This window comes from Coprococcus eutactus (assembly GCF_001404675.1).
Lineage (GTDB): Bacteria > Bacillota > Clostridia > Lachnospirales > Lachnospiraceae > Coprococcus > Coprococcus aceti.
The window spans coordinates 88,004-112,204 of record NZ_CYXU01000006.1 but is presented as its reverse complement, the minus strand read 5'-3'; the positions used below and the strand labels follow the sequence as shown (position 1 = coordinate 112,204).

Genomic DNA, 24,201 nt, shown 5'->3' with positions numbered 1-24,201 from the left:
TTACACAGGGAAAGGAGACAAAATGGCAGTACATATTTATATTGTAGAAGACGATAAGAATATAAGAGAGATAGAGATGTTTGCTCTGAAAAACAGCGGATATGCGGTGGAGGAGTTTGAGAATGCGAAATCCTTCTTCTCAAGGTCTGCGGAGAAGGTCCCTGATCTGGTACTCCTGGATATCATGCTCCCAGACATGGATGGTCTTGAAATTGTGAAGAAGCTCAGGAGCAGACCTGATACTGTCAGAGTTCCGATTATCCTTGTGACAGCCAAGACTACAGAGCTTGACAAGGTCAAGGGCTTGGATATAGGAGCGGATGATTACCTCACCAAGCCATTTGGCGTGATGGAGCTCATATCCAGAGTCAAGGCGCTGCTCAGAAGAAGCAGGGCGCTGCAGGATGACAAGCAGATGGTACTCGGGGATATAACCCTTGATTCAGAGAGACGCGAGGTGCATGTGGGCGGTGAGTTGTGTGAGCTTACCTTCAAGGAGTTTGAACTCTTAAAGCTTCTCATGGTTAATGCAGGAATAGTCCTTCACAGAGACACGATTATGTCGGATGTGTGGGGAACGGATTACGAGGGCGAATCCAGAACCCTTGATATGCATATCAAGACTTTGAGACAGAAGCTTGGCGAAGCAGGTAATATGATAAAGACGGTTAGAAATGTAGGGTATAAGATGGAGTAGCATATGGGTAAGAGAGACGATAAAAGACTGAAAAAGGTTATCAATCTGGAGTTTATTATCTTTTCACTGGTGGCCATAGCGGTGACCATGGTCCTGTCGACGTTTATATTCTATGAGGTGTACAAGGCGGAGATCATAAGGGATCTGAAGGGGTATGCTGAGGTGCTTAAGAATACCGGAGATTTCGATGCGGATGACCCCGGTGTGTATGCAAGCGTGGATACCAATGACCTCAGATTGACGCTTATAGCGCCCGACGGCAGTGTTCTGTATGACAATCAGGCCGATGAGATTTCCATGCAGAACCATCTTGACAGACCAGAGATAGCAGAGGCATTTGAAAATGGTGATGGACAGGTTATAAGAAAGTCGGAAACCCTCAATAAGAGCACATATTACTATGCGATACTGCTCAAGTCTGGAAGGGTGCTGAGAATAGCGAGGGAGACCAACAATGTAATCAGTATGTTCCTTGCGGCTGTGCCGGTCATGCTGGTGGTGATGGCGATCCTGGTCTGTGTCACCATCATAGTGACACACTATCTGACCAGAAACATATTGAAACCAATAGAGCAGATGGCAAACAGTCTGGACGACGATACCCACATAGTTGCGTACAAGGAGATGCGGCCATTTATAGATATGATACAGAAGCAGCATGCGGATATAGTGAAGAGCTCACAGATGAGACAGGAGTTCACGGCAAATGTATCACATGAGCTCAAGACGCCGCTCACATCCATATCGGGGTATTCGGAGCTTATCGAGACAGGTATGGCCACCGAGGCGGATGTACATCATTTTGCAACTGAGATCCACAAGAACTCCAACAGACTTCTCACCCTCATCAATGACATAATCAGACTGTCAGAGCTGGATGTATCTGAGGATGCGCCACTGATGGAGAAGATCGATCTGGCGGTCATAGCCAGAACAGCCACGGATATGCTGGCGATAAACGCAGAGAAGAACAGTGTGACACTCAGCTATGATGGCAGTCACGGATATATATATGCGAACAAGATGATGATGGAGGAGCTTGTGTATAACCTCACAGACAACGCCATCAGATATAACAATAAGAATGGAAGTGTGGATGTATCTGTAAAGGCAGAGGATGGCAAGGTTATACTCAGGGTGAAGAATACGGGAATAGGAATCCCGAAGGAGCATCAGGAGAGGATATTTGAACGATTCTACAGAGTGGACAAGAGCAGATCGAAGTCCACAGGTGGCACAGGACTTGGCCTGGCCATAGTAAAGCATATAGTTGCCCGCAACAATGCACAGCTTGATATGGACAGTGAACCAGGTAAGGGAACTGACATAAAGGTTACATTTGACGCATATAGGGAAGATGAACAATGATGCAGTCGAAATCAATGAATTTTGATGGGGAATGCTGTAAAAGAACAGAATAGATGCTACAATAAAAAGGAGCCTGGTGGAAGTGTATTAGCCAGACTCCTTAAGTATATTGGTATTCACACACACCGACATTAAGTTCGAAAATATGTGAAATCTTCTGAATTTAATAATATAATACAGCATGTTACGAAAAAAATCAAGTGGTAATTATGCATAACATACAATGCGGTTTATACATAATTCACAAAACATGCAGTTGAAAGGCAGATAATTTTGGCGGATCGGAAGGAAACAAATTCTTGATTATTGAATTTTATAGTATTACTATATGGTCTTGAATAAGGAGAGTGATAGTATGTCAGCAAACGAATATTTAAGGGCTCAGAAGCTTGGTGAGAAGAGATATCAGGCAGCCGTAGCAAAAAATGAATATCCATATCTTCCGGTTTTGGATGAAATAATATCACCATCCGACACTGTGGGTGAGGTGAATCTTGGTCTCCAGACCATATCGCTTGACCGCGTGGTTGGAACCGCTACCGCTGCAAGGACGACGGCGTTTGCTAGTAATTTTATGCCTATATTGGATTATCATACTGAATTTGGAATGAAATGGACCGCATTGTGTGAGTCCCACATAGAGGAAGGTATACATGACCCGATAAAGGTATATGAGTATATGAACAAATTCTATGTAGTAGAAGGAAATAAGAGAGTGAGTGTGCTCAAATACTTTGGTGCGGACTCAGTTCCTGCCATGGTTACAAGAAAGATACCTAGAAGGACCGACTCACTTGAGAATAAGATATATTTTGAATTTATAGATTTCCACAAGCAGACGGGGATCAACTATGTATATTTCTCACAGCTCGGTGGATATGATAAGCTCAGGGAGTTCATAGGGATCACTAAGGATGCGGTTTTCACAGAGGATGAGAGACTGGATTTCAACTCGGCACATCTCGCATTTGAGAAGGCTTATCTTGCTAAGAAGGGCAATGAGGAGCTTACTATAACAGTGGACGATGCCATGCTTGTATTCCTCAATGTGTATGGCTATGAAGCTCTTAAGAACATGACTACATCCCAGGTGAAGGACAGTGTTGACAAGGTATGGAATGAGATAGTCCTCACAAATGAGAAGAAGGATAAGACGGTTCTTCCAAAGCTTGATCCTGTGGAGCCTAAGAAGTCCATACTCGACAGGGTTATAAAGCCATCAGGCCCTTCGAACCTGAAGGTGGCATTTGTGTATGATAAGTCGCCAGCCAACTCGGTCTGGACATACAGCCATGAACTGGGTAGAATGGACATGGAGAATAAACTCGGAGATTCTGTCGACAGCAGAACCTTCTGTAATGTGGATACACCTGCCAAGCTGACAGAGTGCCTTGGAAGACTTGTGGATGAGAAGTATGATGTGATATTTACGACAGGGCCTGAGATGCTTCCTGAGGCTCTTAAGACTGCAGTGCTCCACCCGGAGATAAAGATACTTAACTGTTCCCTCAGCCTTGCGAACAGCCATGTGCGTACCTATTATGCAAGAATGTACGAGGTGAAGTTCCTCACCGGTATGATAGCGGGAAGCCTTTGTGCTGACGGACAGATAGGATATGTAGCTGATTATCCGATATTCGGAACAACAGCGAACATCAATGCATTTGCCATCGGAGCAAGGATGGTCAACCCTAGGGCAAAGATATATCTGCAGTGGACGAAGGTTAAGAATGCTGATCCACAGAAGTTCTTCGAGAGAAATGGAATAACATATATATCCGATAGAGACATGATCATGCCGGATGATGCGTCACGAAACTTCGGACTTTATCACTATGATCAGAATGGAGAGGTCGTCAACCTTGCCATGCCTTTCTACAACTGGGGTGCATTCTATGAGAGGATCCTTAGATCCATACTGGAGGGCAACTGGAAGCAGGAGGAGAAGAACGAGACCAGCAATGCGATAAGCTACTGGTGGGGTATGTCAGCGGGAATAGTTGACGTCATATGCTCAAAGCACCTTCCGGCCGGAACACAGAAGCTCATATCGGTTATGACAAACCTCATAAGAGAGGGCGCTATCACACCGTTCAGCGGAAAGCTTACATCCCAGAACGGAATAGTGAGAAATGAAGATGACGGAGCGATGCTCCATGAAGATATACTCAAGATGGATTGGCTTGCTGAAAATGTAGTGGGCATGCTCCCTACAGAGGACGATCTTGTCGATGAGGCAAAGACGGTAGTTGCACTTCAGGGTATAGACACACCGGAGAGTCTGGAGCTCAAGTCGGTTCCGGAAGTGAAATAAGATAAATCTCCTACGGAGAAGGTATACTGTAGTACAGGGGAATAGATACGTGAAGATTTTGTTGTTGGCGGATGAAGAATCCAAGTATTTGTGGGATTATTTTGATAAGAGTAAGGTCGAGGGAATAGACCTGATAATATCCTGTGGCGATTTATCGCCACAGTATTTGTCGTTCCTTGCGACATTCAGTCATGCGCCCGTTCTCTATGTCCATGGCAATCACGACGTGTGCTACAAGGATACACCGCCGGGGGGCTGCGAGTGCATAGACGACAAGCTTTATGTGTATAAGGGTGTCAGAATTCTGGGACTTGGCGGTTCGATGGAATACAAGTTTGGTGGTGCGGATCATCAGTATTCCGAGCGTGCGATGGCCAAAAGAGTACGGAAACTCAGGTTTAAGATCATGAGGAACAAGGGCTTTGACATACTTGTTGCCCATTCGCCTGCATACAGGATAAATGATTCCGAGGATCTCCCACATACAGGTTTTAAGTGTTTCAGAACGCTTATGGAGGAGTACAGACCTAAGTATTTTGTCCATGGCCATGTGCATATAAATTATGGAAGAGATTTTGTCCGCGAATCAAAATACGAGGACACGACGATCATAAATGCCTATGAGAGATATATTATTGAAATTTAGGCAGAAATATTTTGAAATTAAATAATTTTGGCGAAAAGACAGGAATAAATCAAATTTATTGCTGTCTTTCTTGCGAAAATGGAGTTTTTTTGATAAACTGTGGTGAGTTGATATAGTTTATTGATAAGATCCGGAGAAGCTCCGGGATGATGAACAGGGATTGGATAAAGGAAGGAGACATGAGGTTTGGAAAGAAACAGCGAGGAATATAACAGAATACTGGATGAGCTTACAGGTTATTGTACAGAATCTGGCAAGATAGACCAGAACCTCTATGTCAATTATGATGTCAAGAGAGGCCTCAGAGATTCCACAGGAAAAGGTGTACTCACGGGACTCACAGAGATATCTGATGTCATAGGATATGATGTAATAGATGGAGAGAGAGTGCCGACTGATGGTCGTCTGTATTATCAAGGGTACAATGTTGAGGATCTCGAGAGAGGTTTTCACGGAAGTAAATTCGGATTTGAGGAGACTATGTATCTTCTGTTGTTTGGAAAGCTTCCAAATGAGCAGCAGTTTAAGAGATTTGTTGAGATGATGGAGTGCTACAGGGAGCTTCCTAGAAAGTTTACAAGAGATGTTATCCTCAAAGCACCAAGCAAGAATATGATGAACGTTCTGCAGAGATGTGTTCTCACACTCTATTCATATGATGATAATCCGGATGATATAAGCATAGAGAATGTTCTCAGACAGTGTATGGAATTGATAGCACAGTTCCCTGTGATTGCCGCATATGGTTATCAGGGCTACAAGCACTATTTCCACGACATGAGTCTTGTAATACACAATCCGAAGCCGGGGCTTTCCACTGCGGAGAATTTCCTGAGGCTTATCAGATCGGATAAGAAATATACAGAGCTTGAGGCGCAGGTGCTTGACATATGTCTGGTTATACACGCTGAGCATGGTGGTGGTAATAACTCCACATTTACAACTCATGTAGTATCGTCGACAGGAACAGACACATATTCTGCAGTTGCAAGTTCACTTGGATCGCTGAAGGGACCTAAGCATGGTGGTGCAAACCTCAAGGTTCAGCAGATGTTTGATGACCTCAAGAGCCATGTCAAGAACTGGGATGATGAGGCTGCACTGGAGAAATATCTCACAGGACTTATTGACAAGAATGGCTTTGACCATTCAGGCCTTATATATGGAATGGGTCATGCGGTATACACCAACTCAGATCCTAGAGCTAGGATACTCAAGGGATATGCAGAGAGACTTGCCCAGGAGAAGGGCAGGACAAAGGAATTTGAGCTGTACAAGAAGGTTGAGGAGATATCAGGAAGACTGCTTGCGGCCAGAAGACGCAGCGGCAAGCCTATATCGGCAAATGTAGACTTCTACAGTGGATTTGTATATACGATGCTCGGTATCCCTATCGAGCTGTTTACTCCTATATTTGCCATCGCACGTATTGCAGGATGGTCGGCGCATAGAATAGAGGAGCTTGTCAATGCCGGCAAGATCATCAGACCTGCATATAAGTATGTGGGAACACACAAAGAGTATCTGCCGATGGAAGACAGATAAAGTTATGTACGGCAGATTAAGATAAAGCCGGAGAATACAATAGACATGCATACAGCGCTTCAATCTTCAATAGACAAGGTTGGGGCGCTTAGTGCATTTGATGACAAGGAGATGAACTGGAACATGAAAGATAAGAATAAGAACGCAAAGACTGAGGAAAAGACAAATGTCATGCGCATACTTGACAGCAAGAAGATAAAGTACAACCATTATTGTTATGTGGAGACGGGCGAGACGAATGGAGAGAAGGTTGCTGCCATACTTGGACAGGATCCTGCGTATGTGTATAAGACCCTGGTGACCGTTGCGAAGTCCGGCGCAAATTACGTGTTTGTAATTCCTGTCAAGGAGGAACTTGATCTCAAGAAAGCTGCGAAGGCTGTGGGAGAGAAGTCGATAGATATGCTCAAGGCAAAGGAACTCCTCCCTCTTACCGGATATATACATGGCGGCTGCTCACCTATCGGTATGAAGAAGTTTTTCAGGACCACGATAGATGCAAGTGCTGAAAATCTTGATAAGATGTATGTGAGTGCGGGTAAGGTTGGGTATCAGATAGAGATAGCCCCTGCGGATCTGGAGAAGGTCATACGTCTGGAGTATGTGGATGTGACGGTGTAAAGGACTAAATTACGTGACAAAAAAGCTGAAATTAAGAAGCTGAAAAATTAAAAAAAGCAGGAATATGAGCCCCTATAACGAAGTTTGCTGGGTTTCATATTCCTGCTTTTAGTTTATCTGCAAAATGTATCTGCCTCGACCGATCCGTTGTTATCTCTGCCATCTTCCGGCGGCACCGCAAGGAAGAACAAGACCTGTCTCTGTGACAGGAAGTCCGATCTCATCTGCCACAACATGTCCGCCAAATCTGCTCTTTACCTCTGTGGATATCATATATGTGAGCACCGCAGGCGCGAGACCTGTTGTATATGAATTTACAAGGAAGAAAAGCGGCTTGTCACAGAGAAGTTGGCTGCAGAGCTTGATGAAAGGATGGATCTTCTCTTCGATCTTCCATATCTCACCCTTTGGTCCTCTGCCGTATGAAGGAGGATCCATGATGATCGCATCATATTTGTTGCCTCGTCTGATCTCTCTTTCGACAAATTTCACACAGTCGTCAACTATCCATCTGATCGGTGCGTCGGCGAGCCCTGATGATGCTGCGTTTTCCTTTGCCCAGGTAACCATTCCCTTGGATGCATCAACATGGGTGACTGCAGCTCCGGCTTTGGCGGCTGCGCATGTTGCGCCCCCTGTGTATGCGAACAGGTTCAACACCTTAATATCCTTTTTAGGTGAGTTCTTTATCAGTTCGCTGAACCAGTCCCAGTTGACAGCCTGCTCAGGGAACAGACCAGTGTGCTTGAAGCTGAATGGCTTCAGATTGAAAGTCAGATCCCTGTAATTTATTGTCCACTGCTTAGGCAGGCTGAAAAACTCCCATTCTCCGCCGCCTTTGTTGCTTCTATGATAATGTCCGTTCAGTTTATTCCATGCAGGATTTTTCTTTGGAGTGCTCCACAGAACCTGGGGATCTGGTCTGAGTAGAGTGTATTTGTCCCAACGCTCAAGCTTTTCTCCGTCAGAGCAGTCAATAACTTCATAATCCTTCCATCCATCTGCTATCCACATATATGTAATCCTTCCTTATAAAAATAACTTCAAAAAATATATCCTATAGATTATACTTGTATCAAAGCACTGCGTCAAGGCTGCTGTGTGCATAGATTGATGACAGAGATTAATGACGATACAGATTGTTGGTAATGGAGAAGTTGGAATAATGGCAGATATAAGTATAAAAGAATTAATAGAAGAGATGGTACAGAGTGATCCCCACAAGATTATCCTCAGTGGCGGACGCGGTGAATATAGAAAAGTGGTATTTGAGAGAAAAATCATAGGCGGTAAAAGGTGCTTTCAGATAGAAAGGTATACGGAGAAGCAGGTGTTCCACCAGAATATAGATGAGGGCGAGCTTGAAGAAGCACTGGCCGGAGATCTGCAGGATGGATTCAGACAGATAAACATGTTCTCGGCCCGGGAGGAGTGGGATGTGAAGATCTCAAAGAAGGGCAAAGTAGCTGTGAATAAGAGGCACACGGAGAATAAACTCATAACTGTTCAGGGGAACAACCGAAGAAAGAAATACATACTTGAAGAGGGAATGGATATCCCTGTATTTACCCATCTGGGCATATTTACAAAGAATGGCAAGGTCGTGCACTCCATGTATGACAAGTTTAAGCAGATCAACAGATTTGCGGAGATCGTGGACAATGTCATGAAGAGCTACAACAAACCTTCTATTAATATAGTAGATTTTGGATGCGGCAAATCGTATCTGACATTTATAGTTTATTATTATCTGCATGAGGTTAAGGGGCTTGATGTCCATATAACCGGCCTGGATCTCAAGGAGCAGGTGATAAAAGACTGCAATGCGCTGGCGGAACAGTTTGGATATACCGGACTAAAATTCGAACTTGGGGATATAAATGGGTATAAGACGGATGTGGATGTGGATATGGTCATGACGCTGCATGCGTGTGATGTTGCCACGGACTATGCGCTGTACAATGCCATTTGCTGGAACGCACAGTATATATTGTCCGTGCCTTGCTGCCAGCATGAGCTGAATAAACAGATGCATTCTGATGAACTGGCTGCGCTGACAAGATACGGTATCATCAAGGAGAGGATAGCTGCGCTGGCAACAGATTCCATCCGCGGACATATGCTTGAGGCGTGTGGATATAAGACTGATATAATGGAATTTATAGACATTGCACATTCGCCTAAAAATCTGCTCATAAGAGCTGTGAAGAAAAATGTATCTCCGGACAGGAGAAAGAAGGCTCTTAAGGATGCGGAAGCACTTTGTGAGGAGTTTGGATTCAGACAGACTCTGATGGAGATGATTAAGGCAGATGGCAGGATATAATTGGATTAAACCTGTGGTTTGTTGTGTGTGTGATGGTTGTGGCATATTATTAAGGAGGATATCATGAGGGCTGCGCTGTATATAGATTGTGATAGCATAGAGGCAAAGGCTGTGCCTGTTATATATGAGGATATAATCAGAACGGACAAGCTTGTGATCTGCAAGATGTTTAATTCCGACAAAGACGATGACAGCTTTGTGGAGAGTGCAGGGAGGTTCAGAATACAGGACTGCATGCACGGAGAGTATAAGGTGTCATCGGCGATGGTTGCGCTGGCCGTGGAGGTTATGGCGGATGCTGCGCTTTCAAAGCCAGAGCGCATATATATAGCAACGGGGGACAGTCTGACAGTACCGCTTCTCGACAAGCTGAGGCTCACGGATATAGAGGTTGTGGTTGCCGGTCCATGTGACGCAGACAAAATCCTTGTGAACAGCGCCCAGAGATATATGTATATAGATGTTCTTGCCGGAGGAAAATGCACTGCTGATATACCGGATATAGGTGATATAGCAAAGGAGATATATTCGGTTTCTTCCTATTATAAAGGACAGGGAAGAGATGCTGTCATGGAACAGGTGTATGAAGGCGTTGTGAGAAGATACCCGGATTTTGATGTCAGAAATTATGGCTATACTCATCTTGATACATTTGTGGAGAATAATGTGAGTGGAGTGAAGGTTTATACCGATGAGAATGGCGTGACAAAGCTGACGTTGGTCGATGACAGGGAGGAGATAGACACATTTGCATATGAGTATATGACGGGCAGGGGATATAAGATAGATGATATGGCAGAGCTGCTCGATGCGATTCGAAGCAGATTCCCTGGGTTTGCGATGGAGAATTATGGTTACCATACAGATTACGGGTTCATCTTAAGCTTTTCGAAGTTTGAGATATGGGACAACAAGGGGATCAAGATGAAGAGGACATTCAAGCTGAGTGAATCTGGCGAGTGATACCCTGTAAATACCCGTTAAAAAAATTCAAAAAAACATAAAAAAATTAAAAAAACCTCTTGATTTAAAGAAACCCCTAGTATATAATCAAACGTGCTGTGGCATGATAGCTGAGAAGCGGAGGTTGCTGCGTACATATATGACGCAGGTTTTTCGTGGAGCGAATGTCAATTTACAAAACTGGCGACAAGTCACTGTACAATATAACCGTCTGTCAAGAGGACAGAAACGACGTGATGGTTCTGGGTTTTAACTTAGGACACACACGGGAGAGTGTACAGTCACCGCTTGTTGTACTAAGATTAAGTGCGAAAAGGAGGCGGCTTTTTTTATGGCAAATCAGATTATGAGAATTACACTTAAGGCTTATGACCACAAACTTATCGACAAGGCAGCAGCACAGATTGTTGATACAGTTAAGAAGACTGGCGCAAAGGTAAGCGGACCAGTTCCAATGCCTACTAAGATTGAGAAGATCACAATCTTAAGAGCAGTTCATAAGTACAAGGACTCAAGAGAGCAGTTTGAGCAGAGAACTCATAAGAGACTTATCGATGTTGTAGCACCAACTCAGAAGACAATTGATGCATTACAGAAGATCGATCTGTCCGCTGGCGTGTTCATCGATGTTAAGATGAAATAATCAAAGTCAGACAGCAATTCAAAAGAAACCCAATTAGATGCGGACTAATTTAAAACAAACCGCAGAAACAATTAAATAACAGTACCTAATGCATTTTCGGATGTAATTTAGTATGATTGCAGATGCAATCCGCTGTGAATTAAATTAGGAGGAAACAGAAATGAAGAAGGCTATATTAGCTACAAAAGTCGGAATGACACAGATTTTCGACGAGAACGGTGTATTAACACCAGTTACAGTATTGCAGGCTGGTCCATGTGTTGTAACCCAGATCAAAACAGTTGAGAATGACGGTTACGATGCAATTCAGGTAGGATTCGGCGAGAAGAAGGAAAGAGTAACAACAAAGGACGTATCAGGAAAGAAAGTTATCAGAAATCCACATGGTGCTGGTAAGGCAGAGGTTGGTCATGCTAAGAAGGCAGGAACAACTCCAAAGGCTTTCTATAGAGAGTTCAGACTTGAGAACACTGCTGAGTACGAGCTTGGCGCAGAGATCAAGGCAGACGTATTTGCTGCTGGCGACAAGATTGATGTTACTGCTAAGTCAAAGGGTAAGGGATACGCAGGCGGTCTTAAGAGACACGGCCTTAAGTCAGGTCCTTCAGGACATGGTTCAAAGTATCACAGACATGCAGGTTCAAACGGTTCTGCAACTACTCCAGGTAGAGTATTCAAGGGCAAGAAGATGCCTGGACATATGGGTAGCGTAAGAGTTACAATCCAGAACCTTGAGGTAGTTAAAATAGATGTTGAGAACAATGTAATCTTGGTTAAGGGCGCTGTTCCAGGACCAAAGAAGTCATTGGTTATGATTAAAGATACAGTAAAGTCTGGTAAGTAGGGCTTTGGAAAGGAGAGACAACAATGGCATCAGTTAAGGTTTATGACATTGAAGGCAAAGAAGTTGAGACATTAGAGCTCAATGATGCAGTTTTCGGTGTAGAAATAAATGAGCATATAATGCATAAGGCTGTAGTTGGTCAGTTAGCCAACAACCGTCAGGGAACACAGAGCGCTAAGACACGTTCAGAAGTTTCTGGTGGTGGAAGAAAGCCTTGGAGACAGAAGGGAACTGGTCATGCTAGACAGGGTTCAACAAGATCTCCACAGTGGACAGGCGGCGGAGTTGTATTCGCACCAAAGCCAAGAGATTATTCAGTTAAGATGAATAAGAAAGAGAAGCAGCTTGCTATGAAGTCAGCACTTTCATCAAAGGTTGCTGAGAACAAGCTGGTAGTAGTTGACAAGCTTGATCTTCAGGAGGCTAAGACAAGCGTATTTGCAAAGATCCTTGCAAAGCTTTCAGCTCCTAAGGCTCTTGTAGTAACAAAGGATAAGAACAATAACGTTGTTCTTTCAGCAAACAACATTCCAACAGTTAAGACAACAGTAGCTAATTCACTTAGCGTATACGATATTCTCAAGTATGAGAAGCTTGTTCTTACTAAGGAAGCAGTTGCAGCAATTGAGGAGGTGTACGCATAATGGCAGATATCAAATATTATGACGTTATACTTAAGCCAGTGATCACAGAGAAGAGCATGAACGCTATGGCTGAGAAGAAATATACATTCCTTGTTCATCCAGAAGCAAACAAGTCACAGGTTAAGGAAGCTGTAGAGAAGATGTTCGAGGGAACAAAGGTTGCAAAGGTCAACACAATGAACAATGACGGTAAGGTCAAGAGACGTGGTATGACACTTGGTAACACAGCAAAGTACAAGAAGGCTATCGTTCAGCTTACAGCTGACAGCAAGGACATCGAGATCTTCGAGGGACTTTAAGATATAGCTGTGGGTGGCTGCACAGTATAGCCGCTCATCACATTAGTTGTATACGCAATCAAAGCGTGAGAATAAATTGAACCGAAAGGAGAACAACAATGGGAATTAAGACATATAACCCATATACACCTTCCAGAAGAAATATGACTGGCCTTGATTTTTCAGAGATCACAAAGACAACTCCAGAGAAGTCACTCGTTGTTTCAACAAGCAAGACAGCCGGTCGTAACAATCAGGGTAAGATAACAGTAAGACATCACGGTGGTGGTGCTAAGAGAAAGTATAGAATAATAGATTTCAAGAGAAATGACAAAGATGGTATTCCAGCAACAGTAGCTGCAATCGAGTATGATCCAAACAGATCAGCAAATATTGCACTTCTGTTCTATGCAGATGGAGAGAAGAGATACATCCTTGCTCCTTTCAAGCTTGCAGTTGGCGATGTGCTGATGAATGGCGCAGAGGCAGAGATCAAGGTTGGTAACTGTCTTCCACTTCAGAATATTCCAGTTGGTACTCAGGTACACAACATCGAGCTTTATCCAGGTAAGGGCGGACAGTTAGTTCGTTCAGCAGGAAACGCTGCACAGCTCATGGCTAAGGAAGGAAAGTATGCAACACTTAGACTTCCATCAGGCGAGATGAGAATGGTTCCGATTATCTGTAGAGCAACAGTTGGACAGGTAGGAAACATCGAGCATGGCCTTGTTAACATTGGTAAAGCCGGTCGTAAGCGTCATATGGGCGTTAGACCAACAGTTCGTGGTTCTGTCATGAACCCTAATGACCATCCACATGGTGGTGGAGAAGGTAGAGCACCTATCGGTCGTCCAGGTCCTTCTACTCCATGGGGCAAGCCAGCAATGGGTCTCAAGACAAGAAAGAAGAACAAGCAGTCTAATAAGTTGATCGTAAGACGTAGAGACGGTAAGAATGTTAAATAGTTAAGGAGGAAGAAATATGGCTCGTTCATTAAAAAAAGGACCATTCGCAGATGCACATCTGCTTAAGAAGGTAGATGCTTTAAACGCTGCTAATAAGACAGAAGTTATAAAGACCTGGTCAAGACGTTCAACAATCTTCCCATCATTCGTTGGCCACACATTTGCCGTTCATGATGGAAGAAAGCACGTACCAGTATATGTAACAGAAGATATGGTAGGACATAAGCTCGGTGAGTTCGTAGTTACCAGAACATACAGAGGTCATGGTAAGGACGAAAAGAAGGGTAGAAGATAATATTAGGAATATTTGAAAGGAGGACTTTTCAAAATGGCTAAAGGACATAGATCCCATGACAAGAGACTCAGAAATGAGAACAAAGATACAAGACCATCAGCTAAGGTTTCATACGCAAGAGTATCAGTAACCAAGGCATGTTTTGTGCTTGATGCTATCAGAGGTAAGGATGTTCAGACAGCACTTGCTATCGTAGAATACAACCCAAGATATGGCTCAAGCGTTATAGAGAAGCTTTTGAAGTCTGCTATTGCTAACGCTGAGAACAACAATGGCATGAAGAAGGAGGACCTTTACGTAGCAGAGTGTTACGCTAACAAGGGACCTACAATGAAGAGAGTTCATCCAAGAGCACAGGGTAGAGCATATAGAATCGAGAAGAGAACAAGCCACATCACAATCGTGCTTGACGAGAAATAGGAGGTAAAATATGGGACAGAAAGTTAATCCTCATGGTTTAAGAGTCGGCATTATCAAAGATTGGGATTCAAACTGGTATGCTGACAAGAGAAATGACGAGTTTGCTAAGAACTTAGCAGAAGATCAGATCCTTAGAAAATACTTAAAGACAACTCTTTACAAGTCAAACATCTCAAAGATCGAGATCGAGAGATCAGCAAAGAATGTAAAGATCGTATTATACACAGCTAAGCCTGGAGTAGTAATCGGAAAGGGTGGAGCCGGAATCGAGAAGATCAAGGCTGACGCTCAGAAGTTAACAGATAAGAAGCTCTTTATCGACGTTAAGGAGATCAAGAAGCCGGATGCTGACGCTCAGCTCGTTGCAGAGAACATCGCAGCACAGCTTGAGAATCGTATCGCATTCAGAAAGGCTATGAAGTCTTGCATGGGCAGAACAATGAAGTCAGGTGCACAGGGTATCAAGTGTGCATGTTCAGGTCGTCTTGGCGGTGCTGATATGGCTAGAACAGAGTTCTACAGCGAGGGAACAATTCCTCTTCAGACACTCCGTGCTGATATCGATTACGGATTTGCTGAAGCAGATACAACATATGGTAAGGTTGGCGTAAAGACATGGATCTACCATGGTGAAGTACTTCCAACAAAGACAGTAAAGGAAGGGGGAAATAAATAATGTTAATGCCAAAGAGAGTAAAGCGTCGTAAGCAGTTCAGAGGAACAATGGCTGGTAAGGCACTTAGAGGCAATAAGATTACAAACGGTGAGTATGGTCTCGTAGCATTAGAGCCAGCTTGGATCAAGTCAAACCAGATCGAGGCAGCCAGAATTGCAATGACAAGATATATGAAGCGTAGTGGTAAGGTATTTATCAAGATTTTCCCTGACAAGCCAGTTACAGCAAAGCCAGCTGAGACCCGAATGGGTTCTGGAAAGGGAGCACTTGAGTATTGGGTAGCAGTAGTTAAGCCAGGCAGAGTTATGTTTGAGGTTCAGGGCGTACCTGAGGAGGTAGCTAAAGAGGCTCTCAGACTCGCTATGCACAAGCTTCCACTTAAGTGTAAGATCGCATCAAAGGAAGAGTTAGAGGAGGTAGCAGGCAGTGAAAACTAAGGATTTTATGAACGAATTAAATAGCAAGTCCGTTGACGATCTCCAGAAAGATTTAGTAGCTGCAAAGAAGGAATTATTCAACCTGAGATTCCAGAATGCTACAAATCAGCTTGACAACACAAGCAGAATCAAGGACGTTAGAAAGAATATAGCAAGAATACAGACAGTTATAGCCCAGAAGGCTAATGCTTAATTATCTTGGAAGGAGGAATTATTGTGGAAAGAAATCTGAGAAAAACACGTGTTGGTATAGTTACAAGTGACAAGATGGATAAGACAATCGTTGTTTCTATCGTAGATAATGTTAAGCATCCTCTTTATGGTAAGATTGTAAAGAGAACAGTAAAGCTGAAGGCTCATGACGAGAATAACGAGTGCAAGATTGGCGATAGAGTAAAGGTTATGGAGACAAGACCATTATCAAAGGATAAGAGATGGAGACTTGTTGAGATCATCGAGAAGGCAAAGTAAGGAGGCAAATTAAATGGTTCAGCAGGAAACAAGACTTAAAGTTGCTGATAACACAGGTGCAAAAGAGTTACTTTGTATCAGAGTGTTAGGCGGATCAGTTAGAAGATATGCGAATATCGGCGATATCATCGTTGCCTCTGTTAAGGATGCAACACCAGGCGGAGTTGTAAAGAAGGGCGATGTAGTTAAGGCCGTTGTAGTTAGAACAAAGCATGGCGCTCGTCGTAAGGATGGTTCATACATCAAGTTTGACGAGAACGCTGCTGTAATTATAAAAGACGATATGAATCCAAGAGGTACACGTATCTTTGGACCAGTTGCAAGAGAGCTCCGTGATAAGAAATTCATGAAGATCGTATCACTTGCACCTGAAGTATTATAAGGAGGTGTGACTATGGCAACAATGAAGATTAAGAAAGATGATATGGTACAGGTTATCGCTGGTAAGGACAAGGGCAAGAGCGGAAAGGTCGTTTCAGTAGATAAGAAGAATGGTACCGTAGTAGTTGAAGGAATCAACAAAGTATTTAAGCATAGCAAGCCAAGCATGGCTAACCAGCAGGGCGGAATCATCGAGATGGAAGCCCCACTTGACATCTCTAATGTAATGTATCTTTACAAGGGCAAGCCAGTTAGAGTTGGTTTTGAAGGAACTGGTAAGGATAAGGTTCGTGTAGCCAAAGTTGATGGCAAGACAGAGAAGATAGATTAATTGGAAGGAGGTCGTCTTAGGTGAGTAGACTTAAAGAAAAGTATGACGCTGAAATTAAGAGCGCCATGGTTGAGAAATTTGGATATAAGAATGTAATGCAGATACCAAAGCTCGATAAGATCGTTATCAATATGGGCGTTGGTGAAGCTAGAGAGAACGCTAAGGTTCTCGACGCTGCTATCAAGGATCTTGAGACAATCACAGGTCAGAAGGCAGTTGTAACAAGAGCAAAGAAGTCAGTAGCTAACTTCAAGCTGAGAGAGGGAATGCCTATCGGATGTAAGGTAACTCTTCGTGGCGAGAAGATGTATGAGTTCCTTGATCGTCTTGTAAATCTTGCACTCCCACGTGTACGTGACTTCAGAGGTATCAATCCAAACGGATTTGATGGAAGAGGTAACTACGCATTCGGTATTAAGGAGCAGCTTATCTTCCCTGAGATCGAGTACGATAAGGTAGATAAGGTTAGAGGTATGGATATAATTTGCGTAACAACAGCACAGACTGACGAGGAAGCTCGTGAGTTACTTACACTGTTCGGCATGCCTTATAGCAAATAATAAAGGAGGAGATTCGAGAAATGGCTAAGACATCAATGAAAGTTAAGCAGCAGCGCAAGCAGAAGTTCTCAACAAGAGAGTACACACGTTGCAGCATTTGTGGACGTCCACACTCAGTTTTAAAGAAGTACGGAATTTGTAGAATCTGCTTCCGTGAGTTAGCATATAAGGGACAGATTCCTGGCGTTAAGAAATCAAGCTGGTAAGAGTAAGAAGGAGGAAATTTATTATGTCAATGAGCGATCCAATTGCAGATATGCTTACAAGAATTCGTAATGCTAATACAGCAAAGCATGATACAGTAGAAATCCCTGCTTCAAAGATGAAGAAAGCTATTGCCGACATACTTTTATCAGAAGGATATGTTAAGGCTGTAGATATCGTTGAGGACGGTAAGTTCGAGACAATCAAGATCACATTGAAGTATGGTGCAGATAAGAACGAGAAGATCATCACAGGTCTTAAGAGAATTTCAAAGCCTGGTCTTCGAGTATACGCAAGCAAGGATGAGCTTCCAAGAGTACTTGGTGGACTTGGAACTGCTATTATCTCCACAAACAAGGGTGTATTAACAGATAAGGAAGCTAGAAAACAGAACGTAGGTGGAGAAGTACTTGCGTTTATTTGGTAAAAGGAGGACGGCAAAATGTCACGTATCGGAAGAATGCCTATCGCTGTACCTGCAGGCGTAACTGTAGATATAGCAGAAAATAATAAAGTGACTGTTAAAGGACCAAAGGGAACTCTTGAGAGAGTTCTCCCTGCGGAAATGGATATAAAGTTAGACGGCGATACAATCACAGTATCAAGACCTAACGACTTAAAGAAGATGAAATCACTTCACGGACTCACAAGAACACTTATCCACAACATGGTAGTAGGTGTTACAGAGGGTTACAAGAAGGAGCTTGAGGTTAACGGTGTAGGTTACAGAGCTCAGAAGCAGGGTAATAAGCTTGTTCTTGCTCTTGGTTATTCACACCCAGTTGAGATGGTTGATCCAGATGGTATCGAAACATCAGTTGATGGAAACAAAATCATAGTAAGCGGAATCAGCAAGGAAAAGGTTGGTCAGTACGCTGCTGAGATCAGAGAGAAGAGAGCACCAGAGCCATACAAGGGCAAGGGTATCAAGTATGTGGATGAGACTATCAGACGTAAAGTTGGTAAGACTGGTAAGAAATAATAAAGGAGTGAGATAAGATGATTAATAAAGAATCAAGAAGCGCAATTCGTGTAAAGAAGCATATGCGTGTTCGTAATCGTTTAGCTGGAACAACAGAGAGACCACGTTTAGCTGTATTCAGAAGTAATAATCATATGTACGCTCAGATTATTGATGATTCAGTTGGTAAGACATTAGTAGCAGCATCTACAACAGAGAAGGCTATTAAGGATGAGCTTGAGAAGACAAATGATGTTGATGCAGCAGCTTACGTTGGTAAGGTTATTGCTGAGAGAGCACTTGAGAAGGGTATCAAGACTGTTATCTATGATAGAGGCGGTTTCGTATACCACGGTAAGGTTCAGGCATTAGCAGATGCAGCGAGAGAAGCTGGTCTGGAATTCTAGTAAGGAGGAAGAACAACGTATGAAGCGTGAAATAATTGATGCAAGTAAGTTAGAGTTAGAAGATAAAGTTGTTGCCATCAAGCGTGTAACAAAGGTTGTTAAGGGTGGACGTAATTCTAGAGTTGCAGCTCTCGTAGTTGTTGGTGATAGAAATGGCCACGTTGGCGTTGGTGTTGGCAAGGCAGTTGAGACTCCAGAAGCTATCCGTAAGGGTAAGGAGGATGCTGCAAAGCATTTAGTTACAGTTCCTGTAAATGAAGTTGGTAGTATCCCTTACGACTGGAATGGACAGTTCGGCAGTGCTTCAGTTCTTCTGAAGACAGCTCCAGAAGGTACTGGTATCATCGCTGGTGGTCCTGCTCGTAGCGTACTTGAGCTTGCAGGATATAAGAACATCCGTACAAAGTCCTTAGGATCAAACAACAAGCAGAACGTAGTTCTTGCAACAATCAAGGGCCTTACAGAGATCAAGAACCCAGAGGATATCGCAAGACTTCGTGGAAAATCTGTTGATGAGATACTTAACTAAGGAGGTATTAGAAGATGGCAGATAAGTTAAAGGTAACTTTGGTAAAGTCCCCTATCGGTGCTGTACCAAAGCATAGAAAGACAGTAGAGGCTCTTGGACTTAAGAAGGTTAATAAGTCAGTAGAGCTCCCAAATAACGCTGCAACACTTGGAATGGTTAAGCAGGTAAGTTATATGGTAAAGGTTGAGGAAGTATAAGAGAAGGAGGATACGCAGATCATGGATTTATCTACATTAAAGCCGGCTGAAGGCTCAAAGCACAGTGCTAATTTCCGTGTAGGTCGTGGACATGGTTCAGGAAATGGCAAGACTGCAGGTAAGGGACATAAGGGTCAGAAGGCACGTTCTGGATCACCTAGACCAGGTTTCGAAGGTGGACAGATGCCATTATATAGACGTCTTCCTAAGAGAGGCTTTAATTGCATCAATCACAAAGAGATCGTTGCAATCAATGTATCAGCTCTTGAGAGATTCGAGGATGGCTCAGACGTAACTGTTGAGACATTAGTAGAGGCAGGTATCATTAAGAATCCTCGTGATGGAGTTAAGATTCTTGGAAATGGAGAGTTAACTAAAAAGCTCAATGTTAAGGCTAATGCTTTTTCAAAGTCAGCAGCTGAGAAAATTGAAGCTCTTGGCGGAAAAGCAGAGGTGATGTAATATGTTCAAAACCTTAATCAATGCATTTAAGGTACAGGATATACGAAGAAGACTTTTATATACGTTCTTCATTCTCGTGGTAGTCAGACTTGGTAGTCTGATTACCGTTCCGGGAATAAGTGCGGATGCAATAAGAGAGTACATGCAGAATGCACTCGGTGATTCACTGAACATCTTCAGTTCATTCACCGGAGGATCGTTCGAGCAGATGTCGATCTTTGCATTGTCGGTAACACCTTACATTACAGCTTCCATCATCATACAGCTTCTCACCATTGCTATACCGGCTTTGGAAGAACTGCAGAAAGACGGAGAAGATGGTAGAAAGAAGATCACCGCTATCACAAGATATATGACAGTAGGTCTTGCTATTCTTGAGAGTGCTGGTCTTGTAGTAGGATTTGGAAACAAGGGAGTCATTGAGAATTATAACTTCTGGACAGTTCTTTGCATCGTAGTCATTCTTACGGCAGGAAGTGCTATAGTAATGTGGCTTGGCGAGAGAGCAACAGAGAAGGGTGTTGGCAATGGTATATCAGTAATCCTTCTGATAAACATCGTTTCAACAATGCCAAATGACTTCAAGAATTTATACACACAGTTCATGAAGGGCAGAGACTTTGTAAGATTTACACTTGTAGGGCTCATTATCCTTGCAGTTGTAGTTATTACAGTAGTATTTGTATGTGCACTTCAGGGCGCAGAGAGAAGAATTCCTGTACAGTATGCCAAGACAGTAAGAGGAAGAAAGACGATGGGAGGACAGTCCTCTCATATTCCACTTAAGGTCAATACTGCAGGTGTTATTCCGGTCATCTTTGCATCATCCATACTGTCTGTTCCACAGATCGTAGTGAATCTGTTCAACATCAAGACATCTGGTGTAGGAGCAAAGATAATCCAGGGTATGAGTCAGGGCTACTGGTTTAACAGATCTTATCCTTGGGCATCGATCGGTTTGATCGTATATATTTTACTTGTGTTCTTCTTCGCATATTTCTACACAGCGATCACATTCAATCCAATGGAGATTGCCAACAATATGAAGAAGAGTGGCGGTTTCGTCCCTGGTATAAGACCTGGACAGTCAACACAGGATTACCTTAATAAGATTTTAAACTACATCATATTTATAGGTGCTGTAGGACTTATCATAGTAGCATGTATACCAATGTTCTTCAGTGGTTTCTTTGGAGCAAATGTTTCATTTGGAGGAACATCACTTATCATCGTTGTAGGTGTTGTTATAGAGACAATTAAGAATATTGAGTCACGTATGCTGGTAAGGAACTATCAGGGATTCCTTTTAGACTAAAATATGACGTGGCAATAAACACGAATGGGAGTGTGCCGTATAGTACACTTCCTATTCGTGTATTATAGAGAGAATAGTATTTGATAAGAATGGGAAACGTTCAAAAAAATGGAGGTTGAATATATGAAGATAATCATGTTAGGCGCACCGGGCGCAGGCAAGGGAACACAGGCAAAGATGATCGCTGCAAAGTACGGCGTACCACATATCTCAACAGGAGATATATTCAGAGCGAACATAAAGAACGGCACAGAGCTTGGTGCAAAGGCAAAGGAGTACATGGATAAGGGACTTCTTGTACCAGATGAGCTCGTTGTCGACTTGGTAATAGATAGATTCAAGGCTGATGACTGTGCAAAGGGATATATCCTTGACGGATTCCCAAGAACTATCCCACAGGCAGAGGCACTTGACAAGGCACTCTCAGCAATCGGCGATTCAGTTGATTACGCTATCAATGTTGAGGTACCTGATGAGAATATCATCGAGAGAATGTCAGGCAGACGTGCATGTGTAGGTTGTGGAGCAACATACCATATCGTATACAACCCAACAAAAGTTGAGGGCAAGTGTGATGCATGTGGAGCTGATCTCATCCTTAGAGACGATGATAAGCCAGAGACAGTAGAGAAGAGACTTAATGTATATCATGAGCAGACACAGCCTCTCATCGATTACTACAAGGCAAAGGGCATCCTGAAAGAGGTTGACGGAACCGTAGATATGAAGGATGTATTCGCTGCTATCACTGATATATTAGGTGAGTAAATATGAAGGGTATTTCCATAAAATCCCAGGAAGAGATTGAGCTTATGAGAGAGGCTGGAAGAATTCTGGCGATAACTCATGAGGAGATGAGAAAAGCATTGAAGCCGGGAATGACCACATATGATATAGATAAGCTCGGTGAAGAGGTTATCAGAAGTTATCACTGTGAACCATCATTTCTGAACTATCAGGGATATCCGGCGTCGGTGTGTGTATCTGTAAATGATGAGGTGGTACACGGAATTCCATCAAAGAACAGAGTGCTTCAGGATGGAGATATAGTAAGTCTTGATGCCGGTGTTATCTATAAGGGTTACCATTCAGACTCAGCCAGAACATATGGAGTTGGCGAGATATCTGATATGGCAAAGTATCTCATAGAGGCAACGAAGCAAAGCTTCTTTGAAGGACTGTCAGCGGCCCGTGCGGGAAATCATGTGCGGGATATAGGAATAGCGGTCGAGTCCTATGCCGATGAGTGTGGACTTGGAGTTGTTGTCGATCTGGTGGGACATGGAGTTGGAAAAAATCTTCATGAAGAGCCGGAGGTCCCAAACTTCGCAACAAGAAGAAGAGGACCGAAGCTGAAAGCAGGAATGACGATAGCGATAGAACCGATGATCACACTTGGCGATTATGAAGTGAAGTGGATGCCGGATGGATGGACGGTCGTCACCGCAGACAAATCACTGGCGGCACATTATGAGAATACAATACTTATAACAGATGGAGAGCCTGAGATACTTTCAAGGGCCGATGGAATTGAGCTGTAGATGTGATATCATATGTCGTCGTTCGTAAGCACGATGACATATTCATTATATCATGGAGAACTCATAAGTTGATTTATATATAGGAGGATTTTTGAAAATGTCAAAAGCAGATGTAATTGAAGTAGAAGGAACAGTAGTTGAGAAACTTCCAAATGCCATGTTTCAGGTAGAACTTGAGAATGGACACAAGGTTCTTGCTCATATAAGTGGAAAGCTGAGAATGAATTATATAAAGATTCTTCCTGGCGACAAAGTTACAATAGAGTTATCACCATACGATCTTACCAAGGGAAGAATCGTTTGGAGAGATAAATAATAAAAAAATGAATTTCCCTATTGCATTTTATCAATGAAAATGATAGAATGCTAATTCGTAGCGGACTTTTTTTGAAAGGAGAGTTTCTAATGAAGGTTAGAGCATCAGTAAAACCTATCTGCGATAAGTGCAAAGTTATCAAGAGAAAGGGAATCGTTAGAGTTATCTGCGAGAATCCAAAGCACAAGCAGCGTCAGGGTTAATCAAAAAAGGAAAAGAAGTATATGGATGATAGCCCATCCGGAAGTATACTTATTTTCGTGCGTCAGTACATATATCTAATGTACTGTATTATTTAAAAGCGGCTGTGGCATACGTAGATATGCCAATACAATTATAGAAATATACAACTTAGTTGAAGTTTGCGGTGTATGCATTTCACCCCATAGCGTGTGCTATGGGATACATTTGTGGATTCAGCTTAAAAGAAGATTTTACGGAGGTTATTATAATGGCTCGTATTTCAGGTGTTGATTTACCAAGAGAGAAACGTGTTGAAATTGGTCTTACTTATATCTATGGTATCGGACTTCCTTCATCACAGCGTATTCTTAAGGAAGCAAACGTTAATCCTGATACACGTTGCGCAGATCTGACTGACGATGAGGTTAGAAGACTCAGCGAGGTTATCAAGGCAACTCAGGTAGTAGAGGGAGATTTACGTAGAGAGATAGGCTTCAATATTAAGCGTTTACAGGAGATTGCTTGCTATCGTGGTAAGCGTCATAGACAGGGACTTCCTGTTCGTGGACAGAAGACTAAGACTAACGCTAGAACTCGTAAGGGTCCTAAGAAGACTGTTGCTAATAAGAAGAAGTAATATTTATAGAATATATTTGTAAAA

Annotated in this window: 36 protein-coding genes; 35 read left to right on the top strand and 1 reads right to left on the bottom strand. The window is 42.9% G+C overall.

Features of this window, described 5'->3' with window-relative positions; all coding sequences use genetic code 11:
* The first annotated feature begins 22 nt into the window (after positions 1-22).
* From ARA78_RS11595 to ybaK, 6 genes are all read left to right on the top strand, one after another.
* The gene (locus ARA78_RS11595; protein WP_022216635.1) at positions 23-697 is read left to right on the top strand and encodes a response regulator transcription factor; all 675 of its coding nucleotides are present in this window, start codon (positions 23-25) and stop codon (positions 695-697) included.
* A gap of 3 nt (positions 698-700) precedes the next feature.
* A complete protein-coding gene (locus ARA78_RS11590) occupies positions 701-2,065 on the top strand; it encodes a sensor histidine kinase (protein ID WP_055280560.1) in 1,365 nt (454 codons plus the stop codon).
* 355 nt (positions 2,066-2,420) lie between these two features.
* Positions 2,421-4,379 (top strand): BMP family ABC transporter substrate-binding protein, encoded by a 1,959-nt coding sequence (locus ARA78_RS11585; protein WP_055273750.1) that lies wholly within the window; start codon positions 2,421-2,423, stop codon positions 4,377-4,379.
* Positions 4,380-4,428: 49 nt separating this feature from the next.
* Entirely contained in the window at positions 4,429-5,025 is a 597-nt protein-coding gene (locus ARA78_RS11580) for a metallophosphoesterase family protein (protein WP_022216638.1), read from the top strand.
* Between the two features lie 186 nt (positions 5,026-5,211).
* Positions 5,212-6,570 carry a citrate/2-methylcitrate synthase gene (locus tag ARA78_RS11575; RefSeq protein ID WP_055223145.1) on the top strand — a complete coding sequence of 453 codons (1,359 nt, stop codon included), beginning with the start codon at positions 5,212-5,214 and terminating at the stop codon, positions 6,568-6,570.
* Positions 6,571-6,693: 123 nt separating this feature from the next.
* A complete protein-coding gene (gene ybaK / locus ARA78_RS11570; RefSeq protein ID WP_118017398.1) occupies positions 6,694-7,191 on the top strand; it encodes a Cys-tRNA(Pro) deacylase in 498 nt (165 codons plus the stop codon).
* Positions 7,192-7,341: 150 nt separating this feature from the next.
* Here ybaK and ARA78_RS11565 read toward each other — a convergent pair whose 3' ends face one another.
* The gene (locus tag ARA78_RS11565) at positions 7,342-8,205 is read right to left on the bottom strand and encodes a class I SAM-dependent methyltransferase (RefSeq protein ID WP_015533786.1); all 864 of its coding nucleotides are present in this window, start codon (positions 8,203-8,205) and stop codon (positions 7,342-7,344) included.
* Between the two features lie 112 nt (positions 8,206-8,317).
* Here ARA78_RS11565 and ARA78_RS11560 point away from each other — a divergent pair, with 112 nt between their 5' ends.
* The 29 genes from ARA78_RS11560 (at position 8,318) to rpsM (ending at position 24,177) form a co-directional block, all read left to right on the top strand.
* On the top strand, positions 8,318-9,517 hold the full coding sequence (locus tag ARA78_RS11560; protein ID WP_330376003.1) for an SAM-dependent methyltransferase: 1,200 nt from the start codon (positions 8,318-8,320) through the stop codon (positions 9,515-9,517).
* A 63-nt stretch (positions 9,518-9,580) separates the two neighbouring features.
* The gene (locus tag ARA78_RS11555; RefSeq protein ID WP_055273745.1) at positions 9,581-10,480 is read left to right on the top strand and encodes an OST-HTH/LOTUS domain-containing protein; all 900 of its coding nucleotides are present in this window, start codon (positions 9,581-9,583) and stop codon (positions 10,478-10,480) included.
* Positions 10,481-10,811: 331 nt separating this feature from the next.
* Positions 10,812-11,123: a 30S ribosomal protein S10 gene (gene rpsJ, locus ARA78_RS11550; RefSeq protein WP_004850108.1), complete on the top strand. Its 312-nt coding sequence runs from the start codon at positions 10,812-10,814 to the stop codon at positions 11,121-11,123.
* 160 nt (positions 11,124-11,283) lie between these two features.
* Positions 11,284-11,967: a 50S ribosomal protein L3 gene (rplC, locus tag ARA78_RS11545; RefSeq protein ID WP_015533789.1), complete on the top strand. Its 684-nt coding sequence runs from the start codon at positions 11,284-11,286 to the stop codon at positions 11,965-11,967.
* Positions 11,968-11,990: 23 nt separating this feature from the next.
* Positions 11,991-12,611 (top strand): 50S ribosomal protein L4, encoded by a 621-nt coding sequence (gene rplD / locus ARA78_RS11540; protein ID WP_015533790.1) that lies wholly within the window; start codon positions 11,991-11,993, stop codon positions 12,609-12,611.
* On the top strand, positions 12,611-12,910 hold the full coding sequence (gene rplW, locus ARA78_RS11535; RefSeq protein WP_004850114.1) for a 50S ribosomal protein L23: 300 nt from the start codon (positions 12,611-12,613) through the stop codon (positions 12,908-12,910). Before rplD ends, rplW begins: the two co-directional genes overlap by 1 nt.
* 98 nt (positions 12,911-13,008) lie before the next feature.
* Positions 13,009-13,854: a 50S ribosomal protein L2 gene (gene rplB, locus ARA78_RS11530; protein WP_022216644.1), complete on the top strand. Its 846-nt coding sequence runs from the start codon at positions 13,009-13,011 to the stop codon at positions 13,852-13,854.
* A 16-nt stretch (positions 13,855-13,870) separates the two neighbouring features.
* Positions 13,871-14,149, top strand: coding sequence for a 30S ribosomal protein S19 (rpsS, locus tag ARA78_RS11525; RefSeq protein WP_022216645.1), 279 nt, complete (start codon positions 13,871-13,873; stop codon positions 14,147-14,149).
* Between the two features lie 33 nt (positions 14,150-14,182).
* Positions 14,183-14,569 carry a 50S ribosomal protein L22 gene (gene rplV / locus ARA78_RS11520; RefSeq protein ID WP_004850120.1) on the top strand — a complete coding sequence of 129 codons (387 nt, stop codon included), beginning with the start codon at positions 14,183-14,185 and terminating at the stop codon, positions 14,567-14,569.
* Positions 14,570-14,579: 10 nt separating this feature from the next.
* Complete coding sequence (gene rpsC, locus ARA78_RS11515) at positions 14,580-15,245, top strand: 30S ribosomal protein S3 (protein ID WP_022216646.1); 666 nt, start codon at positions 14,580-14,582, stop codon at positions 15,243-15,245.
* On the top strand, positions 15,245-15,682 hold the full coding sequence (gene rplP / locus ARA78_RS11510; RefSeq protein WP_022216647.1) for a 50S ribosomal protein L16: 438 nt from the start codon (positions 15,245-15,247) through the stop codon (positions 15,680-15,682). The genes rpsC and rplP overlap by 1 nt, the downstream gene beginning before the upstream one ends.
* Entirely contained in the window at positions 15,672-15,875 is a 204-nt protein-coding gene (gene rpmC / locus ARA78_RS11505) for a 50S ribosomal protein L29 (RefSeq protein ID WP_004850126.1), read from the top strand. Before rplP ends, rpmC begins: the two co-directional genes overlap by 11 nt.
* Positions 15,876-15,898: 23 nt before the next feature.
* Entirely contained in the window at positions 15,899-16,153 is a 255-nt protein-coding gene (rpsQ, locus tag ARA78_RS11500; RefSeq protein ID WP_022058713.1) for a 30S ribosomal protein S17, read from the top strand.
* Positions 16,154-16,166: 13 nt separating this feature from the next.
* Complete coding sequence (gene rplN / locus ARA78_RS11495) at positions 16,167-16,535, top strand: 50S ribosomal protein L14 (RefSeq protein WP_022216648.1); 369 nt, start codon at positions 16,167-16,169, stop codon at positions 16,533-16,535.
* A gap of 12 nt (positions 16,536-16,547) precedes the next feature.
* On the top strand, positions 16,548-16,865 hold the full coding sequence (gene rplX, locus ARA78_RS11490) for a 50S ribosomal protein L24 (RefSeq protein WP_004850132.1): 318 nt from the start codon (positions 16,548-16,550) through the stop codon (positions 16,863-16,865).
* 20 nt (positions 16,866-16,885) lie between these two features.
* A complete protein-coding gene (gene rplE, locus ARA78_RS11485; protein ID WP_004850134.1) occupies positions 16,886-17,425 on the top strand; it encodes a 50S ribosomal protein L5 in 540 nt (179 codons plus the stop codon).
* Between the two features lie 20 nt (positions 17,426-17,445).
* A complete protein-coding gene (locus ARA78_RS11480; RefSeq protein WP_004850137.1) occupies positions 17,446-17,631 on the top strand; it encodes a type Z 30S ribosomal protein S14 in 186 nt (61 codons plus the stop codon).
* Positions 17,632-17,654: 23 nt separating this feature from the next.
* Positions 17,655-18,056, top strand: coding sequence for a 30S ribosomal protein S8 (rpsH, locus tag ARA78_RS11475; RefSeq protein ID WP_022216649.1), 402 nt, complete (start codon positions 17,655-17,657; stop codon positions 18,054-18,056).
* A 15-nt stretch (positions 18,057-18,071) separates the two neighbouring features.
* Positions 18,072-18,611 (top strand): 50S ribosomal protein L6, encoded by a 540-nt coding sequence (gene rplF, locus ARA78_RS11470; RefSeq protein WP_022216650.1) that lies wholly within the window; start codon positions 18,072-18,074, stop codon positions 18,609-18,611.
* Between the two features lie 17 nt (positions 18,612-18,628).
* Positions 18,629-18,997: a 50S ribosomal protein L18 gene (gene rplR, locus ARA78_RS11465; protein WP_022216651.1), complete on the top strand. Its 369-nt coding sequence runs from the start codon at positions 18,629-18,631 to the stop codon at positions 18,995-18,997.
* Between the two features lie 19 nt (positions 18,998-19,016).
* The gene (gene rpsE, locus ARA78_RS11460) at positions 19,017-19,526 is read left to right on the top strand and encodes a 30S ribosomal protein S5 (protein WP_015533792.1); all 510 of its coding nucleotides are present in this window, start codon (positions 19,017-19,019) and stop codon (positions 19,524-19,526) included.
* A gap of 14 nt (positions 19,527-19,540) precedes the next feature.
* The gene (rpmD, locus tag ARA78_RS11455; protein WP_004850147.1) at positions 19,541-19,723 is read left to right on the top strand and encodes a 50S ribosomal protein L30; all 183 of its coding nucleotides are present in this window, start codon (positions 19,541-19,543) and stop codon (positions 19,721-19,723) included.
* Positions 19,724-19,744: 21 nt separating this feature from the next.
* The gene (gene rplO / locus ARA78_RS11450; protein ID WP_004850150.1) at positions 19,745-20,185 is read left to right on the top strand and encodes a 50S ribosomal protein L15; all 441 of its coding nucleotides are present in this window, start codon (positions 19,745-19,747) and stop codon (positions 20,183-20,185) included.
* 1 nt (position 20,186) lies between these two features.
* On the top strand, positions 20,187-21,500 hold the full coding sequence (gene secY / locus ARA78_RS11445; RefSeq protein ID WP_022216652.1) for a preprotein translocase subunit SecY: 1,314 nt from the start codon (positions 20,187-20,189) through the stop codon (positions 21,498-21,500).
* A gap of 123 nt (positions 21,501-21,623) precedes the next feature.
* Positions 21,624-22,268 (top strand): adenylate kinase, encoded by a 645-nt coding sequence (locus ARA78_RS11440; protein WP_022216653.1) that lies wholly within the window; start codon positions 21,624-21,626, stop codon positions 22,266-22,268.
* Positions 22,269-22,270: 2 nt separating this feature from the next.
* Complete coding sequence (gene map, locus ARA78_RS11435; protein WP_015533796.1) at positions 22,271-23,041, top strand: type I methionyl aminopeptidase; 771 nt, start codon at positions 22,271-22,273, stop codon at positions 23,039-23,041.
* 97 nt (positions 23,042-23,138) lie between these two features.
* On the top strand, positions 23,139-23,357 hold the full coding sequence (gene infA / locus ARA78_RS11430) for a translation initiation factor IF-1 (protein ID WP_004850160.1): 219 nt from the start codon (positions 23,139-23,141) through the stop codon (positions 23,355-23,357).
* Positions 23,358-23,446: 89 nt separating this feature from the next.
* A complete protein-coding gene (gene rpmJ, locus ARA78_RS11425; RefSeq protein ID WP_015533797.1) occupies positions 23,447-23,560 on the top strand; it encodes a 50S ribosomal protein L36 in 114 nt (37 codons plus the stop codon).
* A 248-nt stretch (positions 23,561-23,808) separates the two neighbouring features.
* Positions 23,809-24,177: a 30S ribosomal protein S13 gene (gene rpsM, locus ARA78_RS11420; protein WP_015533798.1), complete on the top strand. Its 369-nt coding sequence runs from the start codon at positions 23,809-23,811 to the stop codon at positions 24,175-24,177.
* The last annotated feature ends 24 nt before the right edge of the window (positions 24,178-24,201 follow it).